This window comes from Roseofilum sp. KMC-1 (assembly GCF_057802075.1).
The window spans coordinates 2,582,505-2,601,050 of record NZ_CM173605.1 but is presented as its reverse complement, the minus strand read 5'-3'; the positions used below and the strand labels follow the sequence as shown (position 1 = coordinate 2,601,050).

The 18,546-nt window shown below is 46.0% G+C and carries 14 protein-coding genes; 3 read left to right on the top strand and 11 right to left on the bottom strand.

What is annotated here, in order from left to right; all coding sequences use genetic code 11:
• Positions 1 to 281: 281 nt before the first annotated feature.
• On the top strand, positions 282 to 7,100 hold the full coding sequence (locus tag AC3FZD_RS12175; protein WP_488736286.1) for an eCIS core domain-containing protein: 6,819 nt from the start codon (positions 282 to 284) through the stop codon (positions 7,098 to 7,100).
• A gap of 49 nt (positions 7,101 to 7,149) precedes the next feature.
• On the opposite strand, the gene AC3FZD_RS12170 is transcribed toward AC3FZD_RS12175, so the two are convergent.
• From AC3FZD_RS12170 to clpS, 8 genes are all read right to left on the bottom strand, one after another.
• Entirely contained in the window at positions 7,150 to 8,025 is an 876-nt protein-coding gene (locus AC3FZD_RS12170) for a DNA-formamidopyrimidine glycosylase (RefSeq protein WP_488736285.1), read from the bottom strand.
• A gap of 35 nt (positions 8,026 to 8,060) precedes the next feature.
• Entirely contained in the window at positions 8,061 to 8,270 is a 210-nt protein-coding gene (locus AC3FZD_RS12165; protein WP_488736284.1) for a photosystem I reaction center subunit IV, read from the bottom strand.
• Between the two features lie 97 nt (positions 8,271 to 8,367).
• Positions 8,368 to 8,946, bottom strand: a complete 579-nt coding sequence (locus AC3FZD_RS12160) for a DUF6391 domain-containing protein (protein ID WP_488736283.1) — start codon at positions 8,944 to 8,946, stop codon at positions 8,368 to 8,370.
• Between the two features lie 261 nt (positions 8,947 to 9,207).
• Positions 9,208 to 10,281, bottom strand: a complete 1,074-nt coding sequence (locus AC3FZD_RS12155) for a hypothetical protein (RefSeq protein WP_488736282.1) — start codon at positions 10,279 to 10,281, stop codon at positions 9,208 to 9,210.
• A gap of 209 nt (positions 10,282 to 10,490) precedes the next feature.
• Positions 10,491 to 11,468, bottom strand: coding sequence for a hypothetical protein (locus AC3FZD_RS12150; RefSeq protein WP_488736281.1), 978 nt, complete (start codon positions 11,466 to 11,468; stop codon positions 10,491 to 10,493).
• A gap of 121 nt (positions 11,469 to 11,589) precedes the next feature.
• A complete protein-coding gene (locus AC3FZD_RS12145) occupies positions 11,590 to 12,204 on the bottom strand; it encodes a hypothetical protein (protein ID WP_488736280.1) in 615 nt (204 codons plus the stop codon).
• Between the two features lie 16 nt (positions 12,205 to 12,220).
• Positions 12,221 to 12,562, bottom strand: coding sequence for a DUF2103 domain-containing protein (locus AC3FZD_RS12140; RefSeq protein ID WP_488736279.1), 342 nt, complete (start codon positions 12,560 to 12,562; stop codon positions 12,221 to 12,223).
• Between the two features lie 18 nt (positions 12,563 to 12,580).
• A complete protein-coding gene (clpS, locus tag AC3FZD_RS12135) occupies positions 12,581 to 12,907 on the bottom strand; it encodes an ATP-dependent Clp protease adapter ClpS (protein ID WP_488736278.1) in 327 nt (108 codons plus the stop codon).
• 176 nt (positions 12,908 to 13,083) lie between these two features.
• Between clpS and AC3FZD_RS12130 the strand changes: the two genes are divergently transcribed.
• Together AC3FZD_RS12130 and AC3FZD_RS12125 are read left to right on the top strand one after the other, a co-directional pair.
• A complete protein-coding gene (locus AC3FZD_RS12130; RefSeq protein ID WP_488736277.1) occupies positions 13,084 to 13,770 on the top strand; it encodes a Uma2 family endonuclease in 687 nt (228 codons plus the stop codon).
• 57 nt (positions 13,771 to 13,827) lie between these two features.
• Entirely contained in the window at positions 13,828 to 14,031 is a 204-nt protein-coding gene (locus AC3FZD_RS12125) for a hypothetical protein (RefSeq protein WP_488736276.1), read from the top strand.
• Here AC3FZD_RS12125 and AC3FZD_RS12120 read toward each other — a convergent pair whose 3' ends face one another.
• The 3 genes from AC3FZD_RS12120 to AC3FZD_RS12110 all read right to left on the bottom strand — a co-directional run bounded on the left by AC3FZD_RS12120 (position 14,032) and on the right by AC3FZD_RS12110 (position 18,487).
• The gene (locus AC3FZD_RS12120; RefSeq protein WP_488736275.1) at positions 14,032 to 16,386 is read right to left on the bottom strand and encodes an ATP-binding protein; all 2,355 of its coding nucleotides are present in this window, start codon (positions 16,384 to 16,386) and stop codon (positions 14,032 to 14,034) included. It abuts the gene before it with no gap.
• Positions 16,387 to 16,454: 68 nt separating this feature from the next.
• On the bottom strand, positions 16,455 to 17,354 hold the full coding sequence (locus tag AC3FZD_RS12115) for a phosphate/phosphite/phosphonate ABC transporter substrate-binding protein (protein WP_488736274.1): 900 nt from the start codon (positions 17,352 to 17,354) through the stop codon (positions 16,455 to 16,457).
• Between the two features lie 218 nt (positions 17,355 to 17,572).
• Complete coding sequence (locus AC3FZD_RS12110) at positions 17,573 to 18,487, bottom strand: phosphate/phosphite/phosphonate ABC transporter substrate-binding protein (protein ID WP_488736273.1); 915 nt, start codon at positions 18,485 to 18,487, stop codon at positions 17,573 to 17,575.
• Positions 18,488 to 18,546 lie beyond the last annotated feature (59 nt).

The following is an 18,546-nucleotide window of genomic DNA, read 5'->3' as shown; positions in this document are numbered from 1 at the left end:
GTTAGATACCGTTGAAGTCTTTTATTCTGGATTTGGCTTCAACTACCCCCTCTATAATTGATACTCTTCTGGCTGTAGCCCTTGACTTAATTAATCCGAAACATTTCAGAAATTGGTTTGTTCATTGTTGTTACTGTACTTCATAACAGCACGAAGCGCTGTAAGAATTCAAAATTAGTTTATTTACTATACCAAAGTCTGTTCAGAGCCACAAATACGATCGCCGTGTTACCATTGAAGACATCTATCTCCTTCTGGGGCCACAAGCGAGATGATCGGCTATGGCAACTAAAGTTAAAACCCAAGTTCCGGTAACTCCGACTCCTGCAACTCCGGCTAAAAATGCTCTCCCGACACCGAAACCGTTTACAGAGTCTGTTCCTGTTGTAGAAACGGATACGGAGAGTGAAACGGTACAGATGAGCGCCATGAGTGCTACGCCTCCGAATGAGGAGGGAACGGGTAAAGGCGATCGCCCCCAACTCTCAAACCTAGGGTATCAATTTAGTCAAATTTCCGTGGCTCCCCCTCGGATGAATCCGGCTCTATTGCAACCGGAAAGGGAGGAAGAAGACCGACCCAAATTCCGGAAAAATGGTACATTCGAGACGAGTCAATCTGTAGAAAAACGGATACAAGCGAAACGAGGGAAAGGCAGACCATTACCGGATAAGACGCGATCGTTTATGGAAGATCGCTTTGGGAATGATTTTAGTCAAGTTAGAATTCATACTGATAGTACAGCAGTACAACTGAGCCAAGACCTAAAAGCTAAAGCCTTTACCCATGGTCATGATATTTACTTTAACTCTGGGCAATATAACCCCGGATCGACGGGCGGTAAAAGGCTTTTAGCCCACGAACTAACCCACACGATTCAGCAAAAGGGGGCGAAACTAAAACCTAAAATAGCCCAGACTCAGCTCAAAAAACCGAATAAAAACACACAAGAAATCAAGCGTAAACCCTTAGCAAAAATCATTCAACGTCAAGAAGAATACAGTGGGATAGATGTGAATTTGAAGCCTTTGGGGGGTAGTCTGCAACCCAAAGAGGAATCAAGCGGTATTGATGTTAACCTGAAACCCCTGGCGGCTCAGATCCAGCGAAGGGCTACAGATGGGGAGAAGATCCAGACAGAATTAATTGTAGGTGCAGCAGGCGATCGCTACGAACAAGAAGCAGACCGCATAGCTGATCAGGTCATGGATCGCTCCTCCACCCTACAACAAGACCCAGAACCCGAACCCAGCACTGACGTTAACCTCAAACCCCTACAAGAGAGAATACAGCGCGGCAATGGTCGGCCAAAAAGTCGTCGCCCTAAAGCCATCCCCTATGCAGCCATTTTAGGCGGCCAGGAAGAAAGCGAAGACGAACAGAACGTTAACATCACCCTCAAACCCGATAGCCATGGCTCATTTCAGGCTAGTAGTGGCATAGAACGCACCATTAAGAGTAAAGAAGGGGGCGGCTCCTCCTTACCCAAAGAGACCAAAAGTTTCATGGAATCTCGCTTTAATAATGACTTTAGCGGGGTTCGCGTCCATACCGATAGTGACTCGGTGCAGATGAATAAAGATTTGGGCGCGAAAGCTTTTACTCATAAGAAAGATATCTATTTTAATTCTGGACAATATAACCCCACCTCTACTGGTGGCAAACATTTACTCGCCCATGAACTCACCCACACTATTCAACAAACCGGCCCCAGTGTGAAAACTCAGCCCGATATTCAGAAAGAAGGGGATGAGGATGAAGAGAAGAAAAGTATTAGCGAAGTTGACGAAAAGACCACGGAAATTAGTGACGATGACTATAGTGAAGATGACATTGAAAATTTAGAGAAAGATGCCAATAAAACTGAAGATGAGGTAGACAAAGATAAGAAAAAAAGTGACGATGCGGGCGGAGGCGATAACCAAGAAACAGAGGATGAGGATCAACCAAAAGACGAAGTAGCCCCTCAAGAAACTGATGACTCCAGCGAGCTAGATGTTACGGAAGACCTGAAAAAACAAGCGCCTCCACCTTCTCCAGACGACACAGCCGCTCCTGTTGCTGTCCCTGATGTGGTTCCCGGCCAGGTTCCTGACGACCCCCACCAGAACCCGGCATTCCTGGCAGTTACTGGGCAAATTGAACAACAGGGGACAGAGTTTTCTAAGCATGATGACCCCAAACAGGAAGCGGTGGAAGTTCAGGATGCGGTGGTGGATGAAAACCAAGCTGACCGAAAAGCGAAGGGTCGGAAAACGGACACCGCAGCCAGTCAAGATCCAGCCACCTTTGACCGAGAAGCGTTTGTACAGAAGCTGTTTGCGGCTTTGGGTATTGAAGAACCCAAGAACATGAAGGAAGTCGAAAGTGGTGGAGGGGTTGGTAAGGAAGCGGAAGCCACTATTGATCAGGAAGTGGGTTCGGCGACGACTGATGCGGGTGGTGGAATGCCGGAGGCAGCCCAAGCGCCTCCAGAGATGAAAGACGAGGATATTAAGCCGGTTAAGGAGATCGAGGGGGTTGAAGACAAGGTTAATGATATGCAGGATGTTGTTCCTGAAGTGGATAAGGCTGCTCCCCCAGAGACTTCTACGGAGAAGGTGGAGGATCAGTTAACGGAGCAGCAGGAGGGGTTAAAGGAAACATTTGGGGATTTTGGCCAGGCGAAGTTGATGGTGGGCGGGCCCCAGGATCGGTATGAGGTGGAAGCCGATCGCATGGCGGATAGGGTGATGGAGATGCCCGATCCCCACTCACAACCGGTGCAAGCGTCAGATATAGGGGCGGATTCACCCAAAGTTTCGTCAGATGTAGGGGCGGGTTCACCCAAGGTTTCGTTTTCCAAGCGAGATCTTGGTGAACCCGCCCTTACAGAACCCGCCCCTACGGAAACCGCACAGACGAAACCTTCTCCAGATATCGCCCGACAGATCCTGCGAGCAAAGACGATCGCTGAAGCTATCCATCGCTCTCCCCAGTGGATTTTGCAACGGGAAAAGGAGGTGGAACCGGAGAAAGCTGAACCGGTGGATCTGGGGACGGGGACGGGGAAAACCCTGACGACGAAAGATATGGAAACTTTCGGGGATATGGGGGGAAATCAAGCTCTAGAAGGGTTGCAGGAGACGGAAAAATTTAGTCAAGAAGGGCCGCAGGAGTTCCGCAAAGAGGAAGAAGGGGCGATCGCCGATACCAAAACGCGCAACCAAGAAAAATCGCAACAAACCACGCAAGCGATGAAAGATCAGCGCCTCCAAACCATGACGGAGATGACCACTAAGAAAGAGGAAACTAAGGGTGCAAATGAAGCGGCGCGGCTGAAAATTACGGAAGAGTTGAACGCCATTTATACCGAATCTCAAGCCAAAGTAGATGGGATCTTGGGGGAAATGGATGCTGAAGTGCAACGCAGAATGGAGTTAGGAAAGGCGATCGCTCGCCGCGCCTTTGAGATCGTGCAAAAAGCCGCCTTCAAGAAATGGCAGAAAAACTATTACTACCATCGCCACGGCATTAAAATTAAAATTTTCTGGAAAACCTTTAAGATTTTCAATATTTTCCTGTGGGCTAAAGAGAAGCTATTTACGGGACTGCCGGATGAAGTCAATCAAATCTATAGTGATGCCAGAGAAGTTTACGTCAACTTTTTGAGACAGTCCATTGCTGGAGATGCTGGTTTTAAGCCGAAAGTGGAAACGAGCGAAGTCAAAGATGTTCTGGGTAAAGTGACTGGGTTGTATGAACAACTGGCTCCGAACGCGATCGCGCCCTATGTGGAACAGAAAATGCTCGAAGCCAAGGCTGCCATTGACGAAGGAAAAGCCAAATTTCAGGCAGCCGTAGACAAATTGGGCCCGGAAGAAAAGCAACTCGCAGAAGGCGCGATTTCCAACATTCAAGGGCAATTTGATAATCTAGAAAATAACGTTAAATCCTATCAAGACAACTTAGTTAACGACATTACCGAAAGTTATAAACAAGGCTTAAAAGAAATTGACGATCGTATAGAAGCTCTCAAGGCTGCGAACCAAGGGTTAGTTAAACAAGCTTTAGCCTTTATTGGTGATTTAATCAAAGCAATTATAAAAGCCTTACTAACTCCCATTAAATGGATTTTATCTAAATTTGGAGTGGATGGATCGATTTTAGATGCCATTATTGACGATCCTGGTGGATTTATGAAAAATTTCTTCACCGGATTGAAAGATGGTTTTCTCAATTTCGCCAAAAATTTTCCCAAACACTTTCTCAATGGTTTAGTCGAATGGCTATTTGGCAATATCGGCCCCATCAAACTACCAGTAAAATTTGACCTCGCCGGATTTTTCGATATTTTCATGCAGGTAATGGGATTTACCAAAGATGCTATTTTTTATATCGCTGGCGAGATTATGGGGCACGATATTGTTGGGGGAATTCGGGCCGCGATTGAGGGAGCAAACTTATCTGAAATCCTCGAAGGGATGGATCAGAAAGTTGCTATGGTGATTAAGCTATTCTATACCTTACTGACGAAAGGAATTTCCGCAGCCTGGAATTTCCTGGGTGATATTCTCAGTGAAATGAAGATGCTGTTTATCAAAGAACTGAGCATCATGGTAAGTATTGAAGTGATCAAAGCAGCAGTCACCTGGCTGATTGGAATGCTCAATCCAGCCGCCGGGATTATAAAAATCATCAAAGCTATTGTGGATGTGATCATTTGGTTTGCTCAAAACTATGAGCAAATTATAGAACTGATTAAGACTATTTTTGCTGGTTTAAGTGCAATTGCTAGAGGAGATACAGCCACTTTCTCAAAAACAGTGGAATTATCCTTAGCCTCGATTATTCCAATTGCTCTGGGATTTATGGCGAGTTTGATTGGTTTGGGTGGAATTGCTAATAAGATTCGCAAGATTATCCAGAAGATTAGTGAATCTTTCCGGAAAGGGTTAGAGAAACTATTCGCTCCTATTATCAAGCCGATCAAAAAAGTGATTAATAAAGGCAAGCAAAAGTATAATAATGTGAAAGAAAAAGCCAAGAAAAAATACGAAGATACGAAGCAGAAAGTTAAAGATAAGTATAATGAGAAGAAAGAAAAAGTAAAAAGTAAGTTTGCTGACAAGAAAACGAAGAAGAAAGAGGAAACCGAAAAAGATCGGGAGAAGGCTCGCTACAAAGCGGCCCAAAAACAGCAGAAAAAAGAAGTAGAAAAGGCGATCTCTCAAGGGGAAAAGGAAGGAGAAGAAGTTATTGAGAAACAAAGAGACCCGAAAAAAGTTAAAGGACAACTGAAAACGGTGGAGACGGCCGCAGAGAAAGGTACGGAATATGTTTCTGTCAGCAGTGTAAAAGTAAGTGGGGGAAATTTTTGGTCTAGCCAGTATTCGTTAAGGGGAACAGTTAAAAAACTCAAGATTGATAAGAAGACGGGTCAGGCGATCCGACGACAACCGAGTGCGGGAAGATCAGCCGTTCCTGAAGAGGCGCTTCAGCTTCAGGGTTTAGAACTTCAGCCGAAAGTCACACTGCGTAAATTTCCTCTACAAAAACTTCAACGTAAGCCCTCGAAGTGGGAAGATAAAAAGAATAAGTTAATTGTTGATGATCAGTCGAGTTCCAGTCAATTTAAGCTGGAGGCTAAAGTGATTGATGAATCTGATGTTTTGTACAACTTGGCGAAAGATATCGAGACAAAAGCGCGGAAAATTAAGGATAAGAAACCGGTCACTTATTTCAAAGCCCTATTACCGAAATATAAGAAACAGTATGACCTGACGAGTATCGATCTAGATGATAAGACGGGGTTGATGGATAAATTCGATCGCGAAATCGAATATGAGATTACGGCCAAAGTGCCACCCCAGGAGGACACGAAAGCTAGTCGTAAAGAGGCTTCTGGTAAACTCGCGGCTCCGGTTAGTCACTCGATTGAACAACGCATTCAGCGATCGCAAGGAAAAGGCGAACCCCTGAGCCATGCCTTCCGCGAACCCATGGAACAAGCCTTTGGCGTAGACTTTAGCGGAGTCAGAATTCACCGCAAAACAGAAGGCGATACCCTCAGTCGCTCCCTCAACGCCAAAGCCTTCACCACTGGCCAAGATATCTACTTCCGCAGCAATACTTATCGTCCCGATACCTCCTCCGGAAGCCACCTCATTGCCCACGAACTCACCCATGTTGTGCAACAATCGGGTCATAAACCCCAAGTCCAGCGCAGTCCATTCTTCCCCCAAAACCTGGTACAGCGTCAAGGAGACGGGCCACCACCCAAACCCCTATTCAGTCATCTAGGGAGCAGTCTAGTCATTCAGCGCGATGAAGACGGAGACCTGGATCTGGGCCAAGCTGCCGTTGTTGCTGGAGCCGTTGCTGTAGAAACTGCGGCCACAGTAATGGAAAGCACATCCAGCCTGAAAGCTGATGTGGATGTCTATAAAGATATCAATAAGAAAAAAGGCACAATGGAAGTCTTTGTGCGGGTGCAGAAACCTCAACATCAAAGCACCCCAGAACAACAAATGGCAGACATGGCCGATGATAGTGAAGGCATTCCCGAATTTACCCGCACCTTAATCGCCAAGCATATTGAAACCATTCTCCGCCAAGACCCTAGACGAGAAGTTGTGGAGAAAAAACTACCAGAAGTCGCCCTCAAATTTGACCTAGACTTAGTGAAAATTGCTGGTTACACTGAAATTGGTGCGAGTAGCTTTGAGTATAAAGTTTTAGCCCAAGGTAACCCCAAAGCCGTCGCTCAGAAGAAAATCGAAGACATGCTGAAAAAAATGGCTAAAATGAGCAGCGCTAACGCTCAACCTTCTGCACCGCAACAGGATGGTACTACAGAACTACCTCCCAAACCTCCAGAACAAGAAGCGACTACCGATAAATCTAAATCAGAGGCAAGTTCAGACACCGATACCTCAGATCGAGATCAAGCAACTCCATCCACTCCAGAATCTCAAAAAGCCAAAACTACCCAAGTTAAACCAGACGGAGCAGATACTGCCAGCGCTCAACCTCTCAGCACCAAAACCCAAATCAAACCCGGAGGCGATCCTAAAACCCTATTTGTCATCGCTCGCGTCGATCCCGAAGACAAAAAATAGGTTAATTTTTAATTGTTTCGGCTGTCGCCGACATGAAAATTTTTAATTTTTAATTTTTAATTGCCTGACATTGGGGACAAAAATGACTCGATCGCCCCCCCAACTTAATGCGCTCAATTATCGTGTGACAACGGCGACAGAGTTCACCCCTACGACCATACACCCACGCCACCCCCGCATAATTGCCATTCACCCCCTGCACATTCAGAAAATGGCTAAACGTCGTCCCCCCCTCCCGCAAGCTATCTTCCAGCACCTGAACCACCGCCCTCGTTAACCCCTCCACCTGGGAATGAGACAGATCGCAACAGCGCGTTTCTGGATGGATTCCACAAAGAAAAAGCGCCTCATCCGCATAAATATTACCCAGGCCAGCGATTAAACTCTGATCCAATAAAGCCGTTTTAATCGGGCGCTTGCGGTTCTCTAGGGTGCGGTGCAAATACTCCACCGAAAACCCCTCAGAGAGCGGCTCTGGCCCCAACTTCCCCAATCCTGTGATCATCTTCTCTAGAGCCACATCAGCCGGAACCCACCAAACCCGACCAAAGCGACGCTGATCCACAAACCGTAACTCTTGCTGCGACTCAAACCCCAATCTTACCCTCGTATGTTTCGCCAGAGGTTCCGTCGGAGTCACCCATAACAACTGCCCCGTCATCCGCAAATGCACCCCTAACCATCCCCCAGGGTTTCCTTTCCGAGTTAACTCAGCTAACAAATACTTACCGCGACGATGCCATTGCTTAATCTTCGTACCCCGCACCCCTTGCAAAAATTCATCCACAGAAGAAGGGTGGGCAATGCTGTGACTTAAGCCAGATATCCGGCGATCGCACAATACTTCCCCACCCTCAATCTCCTGCTCTAGCGTCAGTTGATTGAGTCCTCTACGAACCGTCTCAACCTCTGGTAGCTCAGGCACAACTCTTACTCATCCCAATCAGCTTGGCTAAAAGACTATTTAACTTCTTGAAGTTCGCTTTCTGCAAAGTTATTGGTATTGAGTCCAGAAGGGCTACCACTAAAACCGGTATAGTTCACTTTTTCAAAGCGAACCACAACAGGGTATTTAATCCCGCTTTTGTCGATGCTGGCTACTGTGCCTACTTCGTTATACCAGTAGGACTCTTTGCGCTTAATACGGACTTTAGAACCACGTTGAACCATGATGACTGTTTCCTTTGAGTATTTGTTAACGGGTATTGTCTCTCAGGGTACTACTCAACGGCTCTCGTCTGCACGCTTAGTATTTTAAGTTTTGTTACTAATCCTGCCATCGCACGCGCACAAAATGGGCTGGTTTGCCCCACATATCTTGACTTTCCTCAATTCTGACGATTTCCAGGTTAAAGGGAATCGCCGTCGTCAGATAGCGTTGGGCAATGGGCCCGACATCGGGGGCTAATTGGGAAGCCGCCATTGCCGCGACTCCTACACCGAGTAATTGTCCGAAGGGGTCTTTGGGCATCATGAAATTCACGCCTAGGGTAAAACCAGCCGTCAGCAGTAACGCTACGGAAAGATTAGTTCCGCATCTCGGATGTACTGCCAGGTTCCATTCTCCGCTTGTAATGCGGTTCAAGGCGTTATACACGGCTTGCCGCAAGGTTTGAGGGTTAACCTGGCCATACAGATAAAATCCCTGCTCTGTAGACATGCCTCCCAACAGTTCACCACTGCGATCTAACTCCGTCAGCACCCAGACGGTAGCATGTTCTAAGGCATGAACTTGGCGCACCATTAACAGTTCTTTCACACCCGGTAGAAAACCCAATTGTTCTAAGGTTTCCCGGTCTTGAGTCGCTTGAGGTACAAAGTCAAAGGAAGAGGTGGTTTGTGTCATGGTTATGGGTTGGATGAATTAAGACCTTGCCCTCTCTCTATACCTCCTCCCAGTGGGAGAGGGACTTTTGCTCCCCTTCTCCCGTGGGAGAAGCGCCGCCCTGCTTGTCCTGAGCGAAGCCGAAGGGGAGCTGGGGGTTGAGGGCAGTTTATAACTTATTATGAGATCAAAAAATTGGGAATTGCTTTGCATCCACCTGCATCTGCAATTCCCAAACACCTCCCAAATCTGTATCGTGAGGGGTTAAAGCACCCCTCAAACTTATTTGCCTTTCATTTGCTTGGCTTGTTCTAGGGCAATTTCTTTCAGGGCTTCAGAAGATTTAGTATTAGAAGCGCCTTCAATAGCTTTCACGGCTAAATCTTGTACCTGTTTCAAGGCAGAATCCAATTGTTTGGAGAGATTCTGAATCCGACTTTCCTGATTATGGATGGTTTCCGATAAGCCTTGTAAGCGCAATTCATAGATTTTCTTCTGGCTCTCGATTTCTTGGGCGCGAAGATCGGCTTTGATTTTAACTTGATACTGACCAATGTTGCGACCGTTTTCTTTACCCTGCTTAATGTTCTGTTCCAATTCTTGCGGGAAGGCTTCGACTTTGGCTTTCGCTTCAGTATAGGCTTTTTCCCGTTCGGCGATCGCCTCTTCCCGTTCTTGCCAAGCTTGCTCCTGCGTTTCCCTTAGCTCCACCAGCTCTTGCTCTAACTGCTCTCGCCCTTGCTGATAGGCTTCTTCATCCAACTTGCGTTGTAGTTGCACATTATAGTCATAGGTTTCTGCATCCCTGATTTGTTGCGTCTGCGTGGCTTGGTTGCGCTCTTGAATCTCTCGTTGATGGGTTTGCTGCTCTTTCTGCCACCCTTGCCGCGCTTCGGCTAAACGCTGCTCTAGAATTTCTCGCTGTTCCTCCCATTCCTGCTCAAAGGTTTTCGCCTGGGTTTGATACTGCTCGATCAGTTCATCTAAAGTTGTCTCAGAAACTTCTAAATCATATAACTGTTGCAATTGCTCCTGTTCTAAGTTTACCTGCTCTTCAACATCTTCCAGTTGACTGGCTTCTTTTAACAGTTGCTCGGAGAGTTCGTTTAAAGCTCCGCCAAAGGTGGCTTGAATTTTTTCTAAGTCTTGCAAGACTTTTTTCATCGGTTCAGTCACTCGATTGACTGAGTTCTGGGCGCTAGGATGTTCAATCACAGGGGTAGGTTTCACGAGGGGTTGTTTTTGGGGTGGGGTTTGGGAAACTTGCTTTTCCAGCTCTTTTTTCTCTTGTAGGAGTTCTTCATAGGCGGCTAGAATTTCTGCTTTGGTATTGCGATCGGTGGGCTTTTTAGTCATAGGTCAAATTAATGAATAGTGGGTGTGATTTTCCCTCTCTCTATATGCCTCTCTCACTCCGAGAGGGACTTTTTCTCCCCTTCTCCTGTGGGAGAATGGGCTGGGGGATGAGGGGAAATGCTGCCCTCTCCCTATATCCCTCTCCCACGGGAGAGGGACTTTTTCGTCCCTTCTCCTGTGGGAGAAGGGGCTGGGGGATGAGGGGAAAATTATTGATTACCAGAACTGGAAAAAGCACGCATCGCCAGTTCTTTCGCTTGATTAACGGCAGCTTGCAGTTGTTCGGAAAGAGCAGTGATTTCTTCGGCTTGCCGTTCAATGGTTTTTTCCAAGGATTGAACTTGCAATTCATATCCCTGTTGAGTTCCTGTCCATTCTTTTTCTAAGAGGTCAGATTTAACTTTTCCTTCACGGTTAGCATCTTGAATCGCTTCTTCTTTAGCTTTAATATAAGCTTGTTTGAGTTCATCTTCATAACCGGCAATTTTTTGGCAAAATTCGGTGTATTCGACTTCTCGATCGCTGAGAAGTTTTTCGCGCTGCTGCCAGTCTTTTTCGAGGTGTTGTTGGCGCTGGCGCAGTTCGTGTTCGAGTTGCCGCTTGCGCTCTTCATAGTCATCTGAGTTCATTTGACGCACGCGCTCTAGTTCATATTGATAATCGGTTTCTTGGCGCTGGCGATCGCGGTTAATCTGTTCTCTCTTCTCCCCTAGGGCACTCTCATACTCTTGTTGCTCTTTTAACCAGAGTTTCCGAACTGAGTCCTGCTGCTTTTGTAGTTCTTCTTCCTGGCTGGTGATTTGAGCCTCAAATGTATTGACTTTAGCGTTATGCTCTTGCGTTAAAAGATGCAGCGCATCTGCCACAATACGGAGATTTTTTAGATCTTGTAATTGATCCTTTTTAACGGCGATCGCCTGATTGATTTCCTTAAGCTTATCCGTTTCCGTCGATAACTTCTCAGCTAACTGCTCGATGGTATCCCCTAAATCTAAGTGGAGTGTGGCGAGTCCCGTAATTAGGCGATCGCGACTATAACCCGAAACCTTCGCCAATAGCTGCTGATTCTGTTCCCGTTGCGCTTCCTCTTCCTTCGTTTCCACCCGTGCATTGGGGGATTTCCTCTCCTGGATGATCTTCTCAAACGCTTGCATTAACTGACTTTTACTCGATGATGGGGGGGTCATTACCGTAGTCCTCACAAACTTGATATTTTCATCAACATTATCACTATACCCAATATTGAATTTTAAGTCAACCCCCTTTTTGAGAGACCCCACACAACAGCCAGCCAGATACAACAGTACCCTAGGCTCCTTGGATCATTCCTAGGAGAATCCGCAATAAACTATCTAAATCTGCGGGAACACGATAGAGATTCACATCCACATGAATAGATTTTTGCTCCCGTTGCAACACAGCAAACTTCCAAATATCTCCCGTCGCCACTGCACCATAAAGATGGGGAACATCTAGATTCGTCCAGCTATCCATCGCAATCAATTCTACCGCCAACTGAGTCATGCCTCTAGGCATATCTGCATTTTTCGCTTCCACCACTAATAAATGCGTCCGAGAGATCACTAGATAGTCAAGCGTTCCTTTCAAAAAATTATTCACCATCACTGGATACTCGATTTTTAACTTAGACCCAGATAAACGACAAACCTCTAGTAGTGTTGGTGCAATCAGCACCTCTCGACGGGCGATTTCACTCGTCAGATCCACGCATAACAAATCTTGCTCCAATCTTTCTTTCAGCGCCCTACAGTCTAAATTGCCAGAAAATTCAGGAAGTGCAAGAGCCGCTTTCTCTAAACGAAAACCGAGTTCTGCCAGAATATCTTCAGGGTCAAATGTTAATTCAGCATATCGGCTAAAGGTGTAGCTTTCTTCTAGATTGAGAATAGATGGTCTAGTCATCTTGAGCCTGTCCCAACTAAGAACACAGAATTGAGGCGATCGCCGCCTCCAGATCCCCTTGGGATAAAGTCGTCACAATAAACACCTCTTGCACCGTCTTCCCCTGGCGAGCAATCAGCTTAAACCCTCCCCGAATCGGAACCGAAACCTTCAACTTCATCTGTGGCATATGACTCTTAACCCGACCAATAACCCCTGGAGTCACCGTAGACACCCCCTCATAGGTCGTCAACTTCTCCAAAATCGGAATCAACCCCTCCAAATGGGTTGAATGATTCCACACCAAACGGCCCGAAGATTCAGCAGACTTTGATGGAGCCTCAGAGCATTCTGACTTCTTTTTCTTCTTCTTACCCATGCTCAGGCTCCCCAACCCTTAAGCCTTTTCCAGAGGAGCCATCGTTAAACCCGCCCGACTTAACTGTTGATGATACAATTCAGCCGCCTCTTGAGGGCCAACCCAAACCGTAGCTTGTCCCTCATAATGAACTTGATTCGTCAACTCCCAAGCCAAATCACTCGTCATGCCCGGAATATACTTCACCAGACAATCATGGACATGCTGAAATGTATTCTCATCGTCATTGAGAACAATAACTTTGTAATTCGGATAAGGCTTACGGATAGTCTGTCCTGACTTTTCAGGGGCTTGGGTAGGAGCAGTTGCCATATTGCGAATCATAGGCGAAAGTACCGGATTCATAGACCGTAATTGCCAACTTATCGACAGAAGAGATTAAAACTTATCTTACCATTCTACTTTATTATAGCCATCATAGGGCAGGCAAGGCAAGAATAGTAGAAGCGAATCCGATCGCCCCATTCCCCATTGCCCCCATTCCTTAATTATCATATTAAAAGTTATTACACCTAATCCTTATGACTTCGTTACTTTGTGAGCCTACTCAAAATAAACTGCCCTTGCAACTGTGGCAACCCTCTAGTTGGGAAAACTATCAAGCCTGGCGGGATAGCGATCGCCCGGAACGAATCAAGCTATACTACTACCAAAATAAACTCTTAGTCGAAATGGGTTCAGAAGGAATTAACCACTCTAGCATCGGCGATCTATTTACCATGCTCTTTCTTATGTGGTTCAGTCAAAAGCAAAAGCAAACCTTTAGCACTTTTGGGGGCTGCTTGCTGGAAAAAGCCAATCAAAGCTCGGCTGCACCCGATCTCGTTCTCTACATTGGAGACAATTATCCTACTTGGCATCCTGGAGAAAGACGCTATATCGACTTAGATTCCTGGCGAGTCCCCACTTTAGTCGGCGAAATTTCAGATACCACCTTATCGAGTGATTTAGATGAAAAAAAGCACTTATATGCCTCTTTAGGCATTCCTGAATATTGGGTGATTGATGTCATTGGGCGACGAGTATTTGCTTTTCAGTTACAAGAAAACAACCAATATAAAGAATGCGATCGATCTCAGACATTATCCGGCTTACCCATAGATCTTTTGGAAAAGTGCCTGAGCCGTTTACAAGAAGCCAGTAATGGAGCCGTTGCTTCTTGGTTTTCCGAGCAAATTCAATCTCTGGATACTGGCGAACCTTCATAACAGTAAATTCTCCCTATCATGAAACCCCATACCTTTCTCATCAGTTTATTAGTCGTAATGGCTGTTATTTTAGGTTTGCTCTCCTTTCCCAGTTTCGGCCAGTCAGAGCCACCTGAACCCCTTAATCCTAATCCGCCCTCTCCTGATCTGCAAATATTATCTCAAGAAATACGCCAGCTTAATCAACAAGTCCGACAGCTAGAATCCCAGGTCAGATCCTTAGAATCTAAAGTTCGCTCCTTAGAATTTTCCATCCGTTAATCAAGAATTCGTATAGCTATTGATCAATTGAATAATACCTTGATCGTCAAATTCTTGGAGTTTCTTCATAATTTGCTGACAAAAACCCTGATAATCCCTATTCTTCTCTTGAATCGCTTTAACCTCCATTTCAATGCCTTCAATATCTCCAATTTTTGCTACATCCATAATTCTTTCTAGGGCTTCTAGAGGGGGAACCTCTTTAATTTCAGAATTATGCATACTTTCAAAGGTAGCCGTAGAAGGGACTAAAGCGCGAGTTCGCCAATCTAAATAGAGATACTTTTTCAATAAACCAAACAATATCTGAAAATCAATTGGCTTTGTGAGAAAATCATCACATCCTGCTTCGATACTAGCCGCTTGATCTTGGGTTAACACACTAGCACTAGAAGCAATGACCGTCACCCCTTGAAACTCAGATTTGGTGCGAAGTCGGCGGGTCATTTCAAAGCCATCTAAAACGGGCATGACCAAATCCGTAATAATGACATCCGGGTGAAAGACTTGAGCTTGAGCTAGTCCCATTTCTCCATTGGCAGCTTCCCGACAGTCAAAATCTAGAGACATTAAAATTTCTCGTAACATTTGCCGATTCACTTCCTTATCATCAACAATCAGGATTTTTCGTCGGGGGCCAAGATAACCGATAATTTCATTCTGTTCTTCATGCAGAATAGTTCCCCAAGATTCAGCCGTAGGTAGCTCTAAGTCAAACCAAAATTGACTGCCTTCACCGAGAACACTCGTGACTTTAATTTCACTACCCATTAAGCGTACAATTTGCTGACTAATGGCTAAACCGAGTCCAGTTCCTTGGGCTTGTTGACTTTTCGTACCGACTTGTTCAAAGGGTAAGAATATTTTTTCGAGTTGCTCTGCATTCATGCCCACTCCAGTATCTTGAATGGTAAACCTTAACCAAAGATGATGGTCTGAAGTTTTGGGGAGGTCTTCAAGGGGTTCAACCTTTAAGATCACTCGCCCTTGACGGGTAAATTTAATGGCATTACCTAAGAGATTTAAGAGAACTTGACGCAGGCGCTTTTCATCGGCAATAAGAGCTTTGGGTAAGCCTGGATTTTCATTATATTCAAATTGAATTTTTTGGTTGTCTGCCCGGACTCTAGACATTTCGGAAATACCGGAAAGAAAGGCGGGAAAATGAAATTCCTGGGGAATAAGATCGAGTTTGCGGGCTTCGATTTTGGCTAAATCGAGGATATCGTTGATCAAGTTGAGTAGGTGAGTACCGCATTGTTCGATGATTTTTACCCCATGGCGTTGGCTATTGAGATCTGAGGTGCGTTCCATGATTTGGGTATAACCGAGAATGCCGTTGAGGGGGGTTCGCAGTTCGTGGCTCATGTTGGCGAGAAATTCGCTTTTGGCGTGGTTGGCTTCATCGGCAGTGAGGCGGGCTTGTTCGAGTTCTTGGGTATAGGTGCTGATGCGCTCGACGAGTTGGTTGAAGGTTTTGGCAAGGGTGGCTACTTCGTCGTGGGTGGTGACGGGGCAACGGAGGTTAAAGTTGGAGTCTTGGGTAATGGAGAGGGCGACTTGTTCGAGGGACTGGAGGGGACGGGCGATCGCCGAACTGGTGAGGAAAACCAGTACACTAGACAGGAGCAGGGAACTAAAGATACTGGCAACAATAATCCAGAGCCGCAGATATTCCGCTTCTATGCGTTCTTTTTCGGCTCTATGATACTGATTATCAATGACTTCTTTGATCCAAACTAAATTTTCCAGTAACCGGTCAAATTCAATTTCGATTTTCGTGGCTTCTCTGGAGGTGAGGGTATCGACAATGGTTTGCTGTGCAGGTGCAATTTGATCGGTTGTGAGGTTAGGAGGATCGAGTTTTTCCCAGAGTTTGAAGATCAGATCCTGATACTCTTGGGTGACTTGACGGTATCGGGTTAAGGTGTTTTTCAGTTTGGGTAGATCGACATCGGAGGCGTAGGCGTAGGTTTGCAAAAAGGTTTCAAAGGCTTGGATGGTTTGTTCTACCCGATTGATATCACTCAGAAATTTATCGGTTTCATAGCTAAACCAAATGGTATCTCCGAGGATAGCGATCAGTTTTTGGGGATGTAAGCGGATGGCAATGACAGCATTTTCCTGATCTTTCAAGAGCAGTTGTTGGCGGGAGGCGATCGCCAACTCATCGATCGCTTTATGCTGATAATAGTCTCCAATCAGCAGTCCGGCTAAGGAACCGCCAATGGCTACTCCGAGGGAAACCCCATAGCCGATCGCAATTTTTTGACCAATGCTGAGATGATTGATTGGTTCTATGACCCGATCCCGGAAGGATGAGTTCGTCCACCATTGGTTCAACTGGTTAATCATCGCCCAATTTCGAGGGTTACCCCTACGAGTGTACTCCAATCTTCCAGGATAAAAAACTATCTTTGACCTTAGAGGAAATTGCCTTCTCCGATCGCCCGATACACATTGCGAATCATATCGTAATCTCGATCTTCTACTGCAATTAACGTAGATTCCTTAAACTTAGTGTTCCCTGGGGTAGAAGCTAAAGCTGTAATCACCATCTGTTGATCGGCCAGCAGGCGATCGCGCCAATTCTCTAGTTCCTCTGGTTTAGTCCGACTATTAACAATTAACACATCACTGGGTAAAGCTGGCCCTTTTGCCAGCAGCCGAAACTCATCCGCAGAAACCTCTTCTTCTTGCAAGAATACTTCATAATCAATAATTGGCCCAGCCCAAGCGTCCACTTCTCCATTTTTCAGCGCCGCTAAAGACCCTTCTCGACCTAACATTTTCACCTGATAATCGGTTTTCGGATCGAGTCCAGCACTCATAAACATCTCCGTGGGCCCCAAATGGCCGCTGGTGGAGCCAACTTTGAGCATAGCAATGGTTTTGCCTTTGAGGTCGGCGATCGATTGTACCGGAGAGCCAGGAGGAAGGGCGATCACCGCATGATAATTGGGTCGAGTAATCGCAATCACAGGAATGGCATTAGTGCGAGCGCGAATTAACACATATTCCGAAGGCCCCACAACAGATAAATCCACTGTTCCCCCTTGCAATGCCGAAGCCACTTCTGTATAGCTATCAACTGGATAAAATTCTACTGAACGCCCCAAACTCTCCTCTAGAGCCATCCGAAAGGGTTCATAGTCTCTTTTGAGGTCTTCGAGTCCTTGAACATCACTAATGGCTAATTTTAAGGGCGCTAAAGAATCATTTGCCGTAGGGGTGCTATTTGATGAAATGGAGTCTGGAGTCTGCTTCGGGGCACAACTAACCAACAACCCTAGGGAGAAGGCGAGGAAATATCGTCTTTTCATAGTCTTCCACCCAAGTTATACTCTGTAAGCTGAAAAAATGAACAGTGATAGCCCCAGTATAGGGGATGAGTTTACGGATTGAGGTTATGGTTTGGATAAGAGATAGGAAGTAGACAAGAAGGTTTAATTTTAATACCAGCAAGCATATTTGAGCAATTGTCCTAAACTGCGCTGCTCTTGCTCATGACGATTGAGGATTAACTCCCACCGATCGCTCATCACCCATTACCAGAACGAAGCGCTCCCACCGATTTTCCGGCTGCTTGAATGGGTGCATAGTTACTACCATCGGAAAGCACAAACCCAGTATAGTTCTCCGGTAATAGGGTTTTTGCCTCTTCTAGCGAAATATTCACTAACTGTTCTTGTATTGAAGCTCTAAGCTCTGGAGGTAGTCCACCGCGCACCGCAATTGGATCGTTGGGGAGAGGATCGGATTGCCAGATAATTTTCAGTTGGGAGCGGTCAATACGTCCAGTGCTATCGAGGACATCCAGATTCCGGTCATAGTCGGAAGCGATATCGATTTGGCCTTCTAAAACGGCGATCGCCTGAGCGGCGTGGGATGCACCTTCTGTATAGTCAAATACAGCTTCTAGATCGATATCGCGCCGCTTAAATTCGCCTTGAGGAATCAGCCAACCAGAGGTCGAGCCAACATCCGCTAAACTGAGTTTGAGTTTTGGCCCTTTCTGACTTTGGGCGATCGCCTCTTCTAGAGTATCAAAGGGCGCATCAGCTTTCGCCATCAACACAGAGTAATAAACCGGTTGTTCTTTGTATTTTACCGTGGCGATCGCCTCAATCGAAGGGTCATTATGGTTCGCCAACACATAGCCCCAGGGGCCCAACCAAGCCACATCCAGAGTCCGCGATCGCAGAGCCTCCGAAATCCCCACCCAATCTTCCGTCACCGTCACATTCGCCTTCAAACTCACCCCTTCCGCCAGTTGGTTAAATAACGGCTCAAATTGATTGCGGTTTTCACTAGGGGTCGGAAAATACGGGGCTACACCAAATTTAAGTTCCGTTATCTGCGTATTTTCAAGATTAGATTGACCACAAGAAATCATCATCATTAGGGTTAAGCCCCCCAACACCATCAGTTTAATCCAGCGCTTCATAAAACTCATTAATTTCTAGCCAGTTGTTCAGGGAAAACCAGTTTAAAAGGCTTCCCAATTCACCCATG

Excerpts from the sequence above, each read along its gene's own strand:
- AC3FZD_RS12175 (WP_488736286.1), top strand. The coding sequence starts at position 282 with ATGGCAACTAAAGTTAAAACCCAAGTTCCGGTAACTCCGACTCCTGCA.
- AC3FZD_RS12165 (WP_488736284.1), bottom strand. The coding sequence starts at position 8,270 with ATGGTTCAACGTGGTTCTAAAGTCCGTATTAAGCGCAAAGAGTCCTAC.
- AC3FZD_RS12160 (WP_488736283.1), bottom strand. The coding sequence starts at position 8,946 with ATGACACAAACCACCTCTTCCTTTGACTTTGTACCTCAAGCGACTCAA.
- AC3FZD_RS12155 (WP_488736282.1), bottom strand. The coding sequence starts at position 10,281 with ATGACTAAAAAGCCCACCGATCGCAATACCAAAGCAGAAATTCTAGCC.
- AC3FZD_RS12150 (WP_488736281.1), bottom strand. The coding sequence starts at position 11,468 with ATGACCCCCCCATCATCGAGTAAAAGTCAGTTAATGCAAGCGTTTGAG.
- AC3FZD_RS12145 (WP_488736280.1), bottom strand. The coding sequence starts at position 12,204 with ATGACTAGACCATCTATTCTCAATCTAGAAGAAAGCTACACCTTTAGC.
- AC3FZD_RS12140 (WP_488736279.1), bottom strand. The coding sequence starts at position 12,562 with ATGGGTAAGAAGAAGAAAAAGAAGTCAGAATGCTCTGAGGCTCCATCA.
- clpS (WP_488736278.1), bottom strand. The coding sequence starts at position 12,907 with ATGAATCCGGTACTTTCGCCTATGATTCGCAATATGGCAACTGCTCCT.
- AC3FZD_RS12130 (WP_488736277.1), top strand. The coding sequence starts at position 13,084 with ATGACTTCGTTACTTTGTGAGCCTACTCAAAATAAACTGCCCTTGCAA.
- AC3FZD_RS12125 (WP_488736276.1), top strand. The coding sequence starts at position 13,828 with ATGGCTGTTATTTTAGGTTTGCTCTCCTTTCCCAGTTTCGGCCAGTCA.
- AC3FZD_RS12120 (WP_488736275.1), bottom strand. The coding sequence starts at position 16,386 with ATGATTAACCAGTTGAACCAATGGTGGACGAACTCATCCTTCCGGGAT.
- AC3FZD_RS12115 (WP_488736274.1), bottom strand. The coding sequence starts at position 17,354 with ATGAAAAGACGATATTTCCTCGCCTTCTCCCTAGGGTTGTTGGTTAGT.
- AC3FZD_RS12110 (WP_488736273.1), bottom strand. The coding sequence starts at position 18,487 with ATGAGTTTTATGAAGCGCTGGATTAAACTGATGGTGTTGGGGGGCTTA.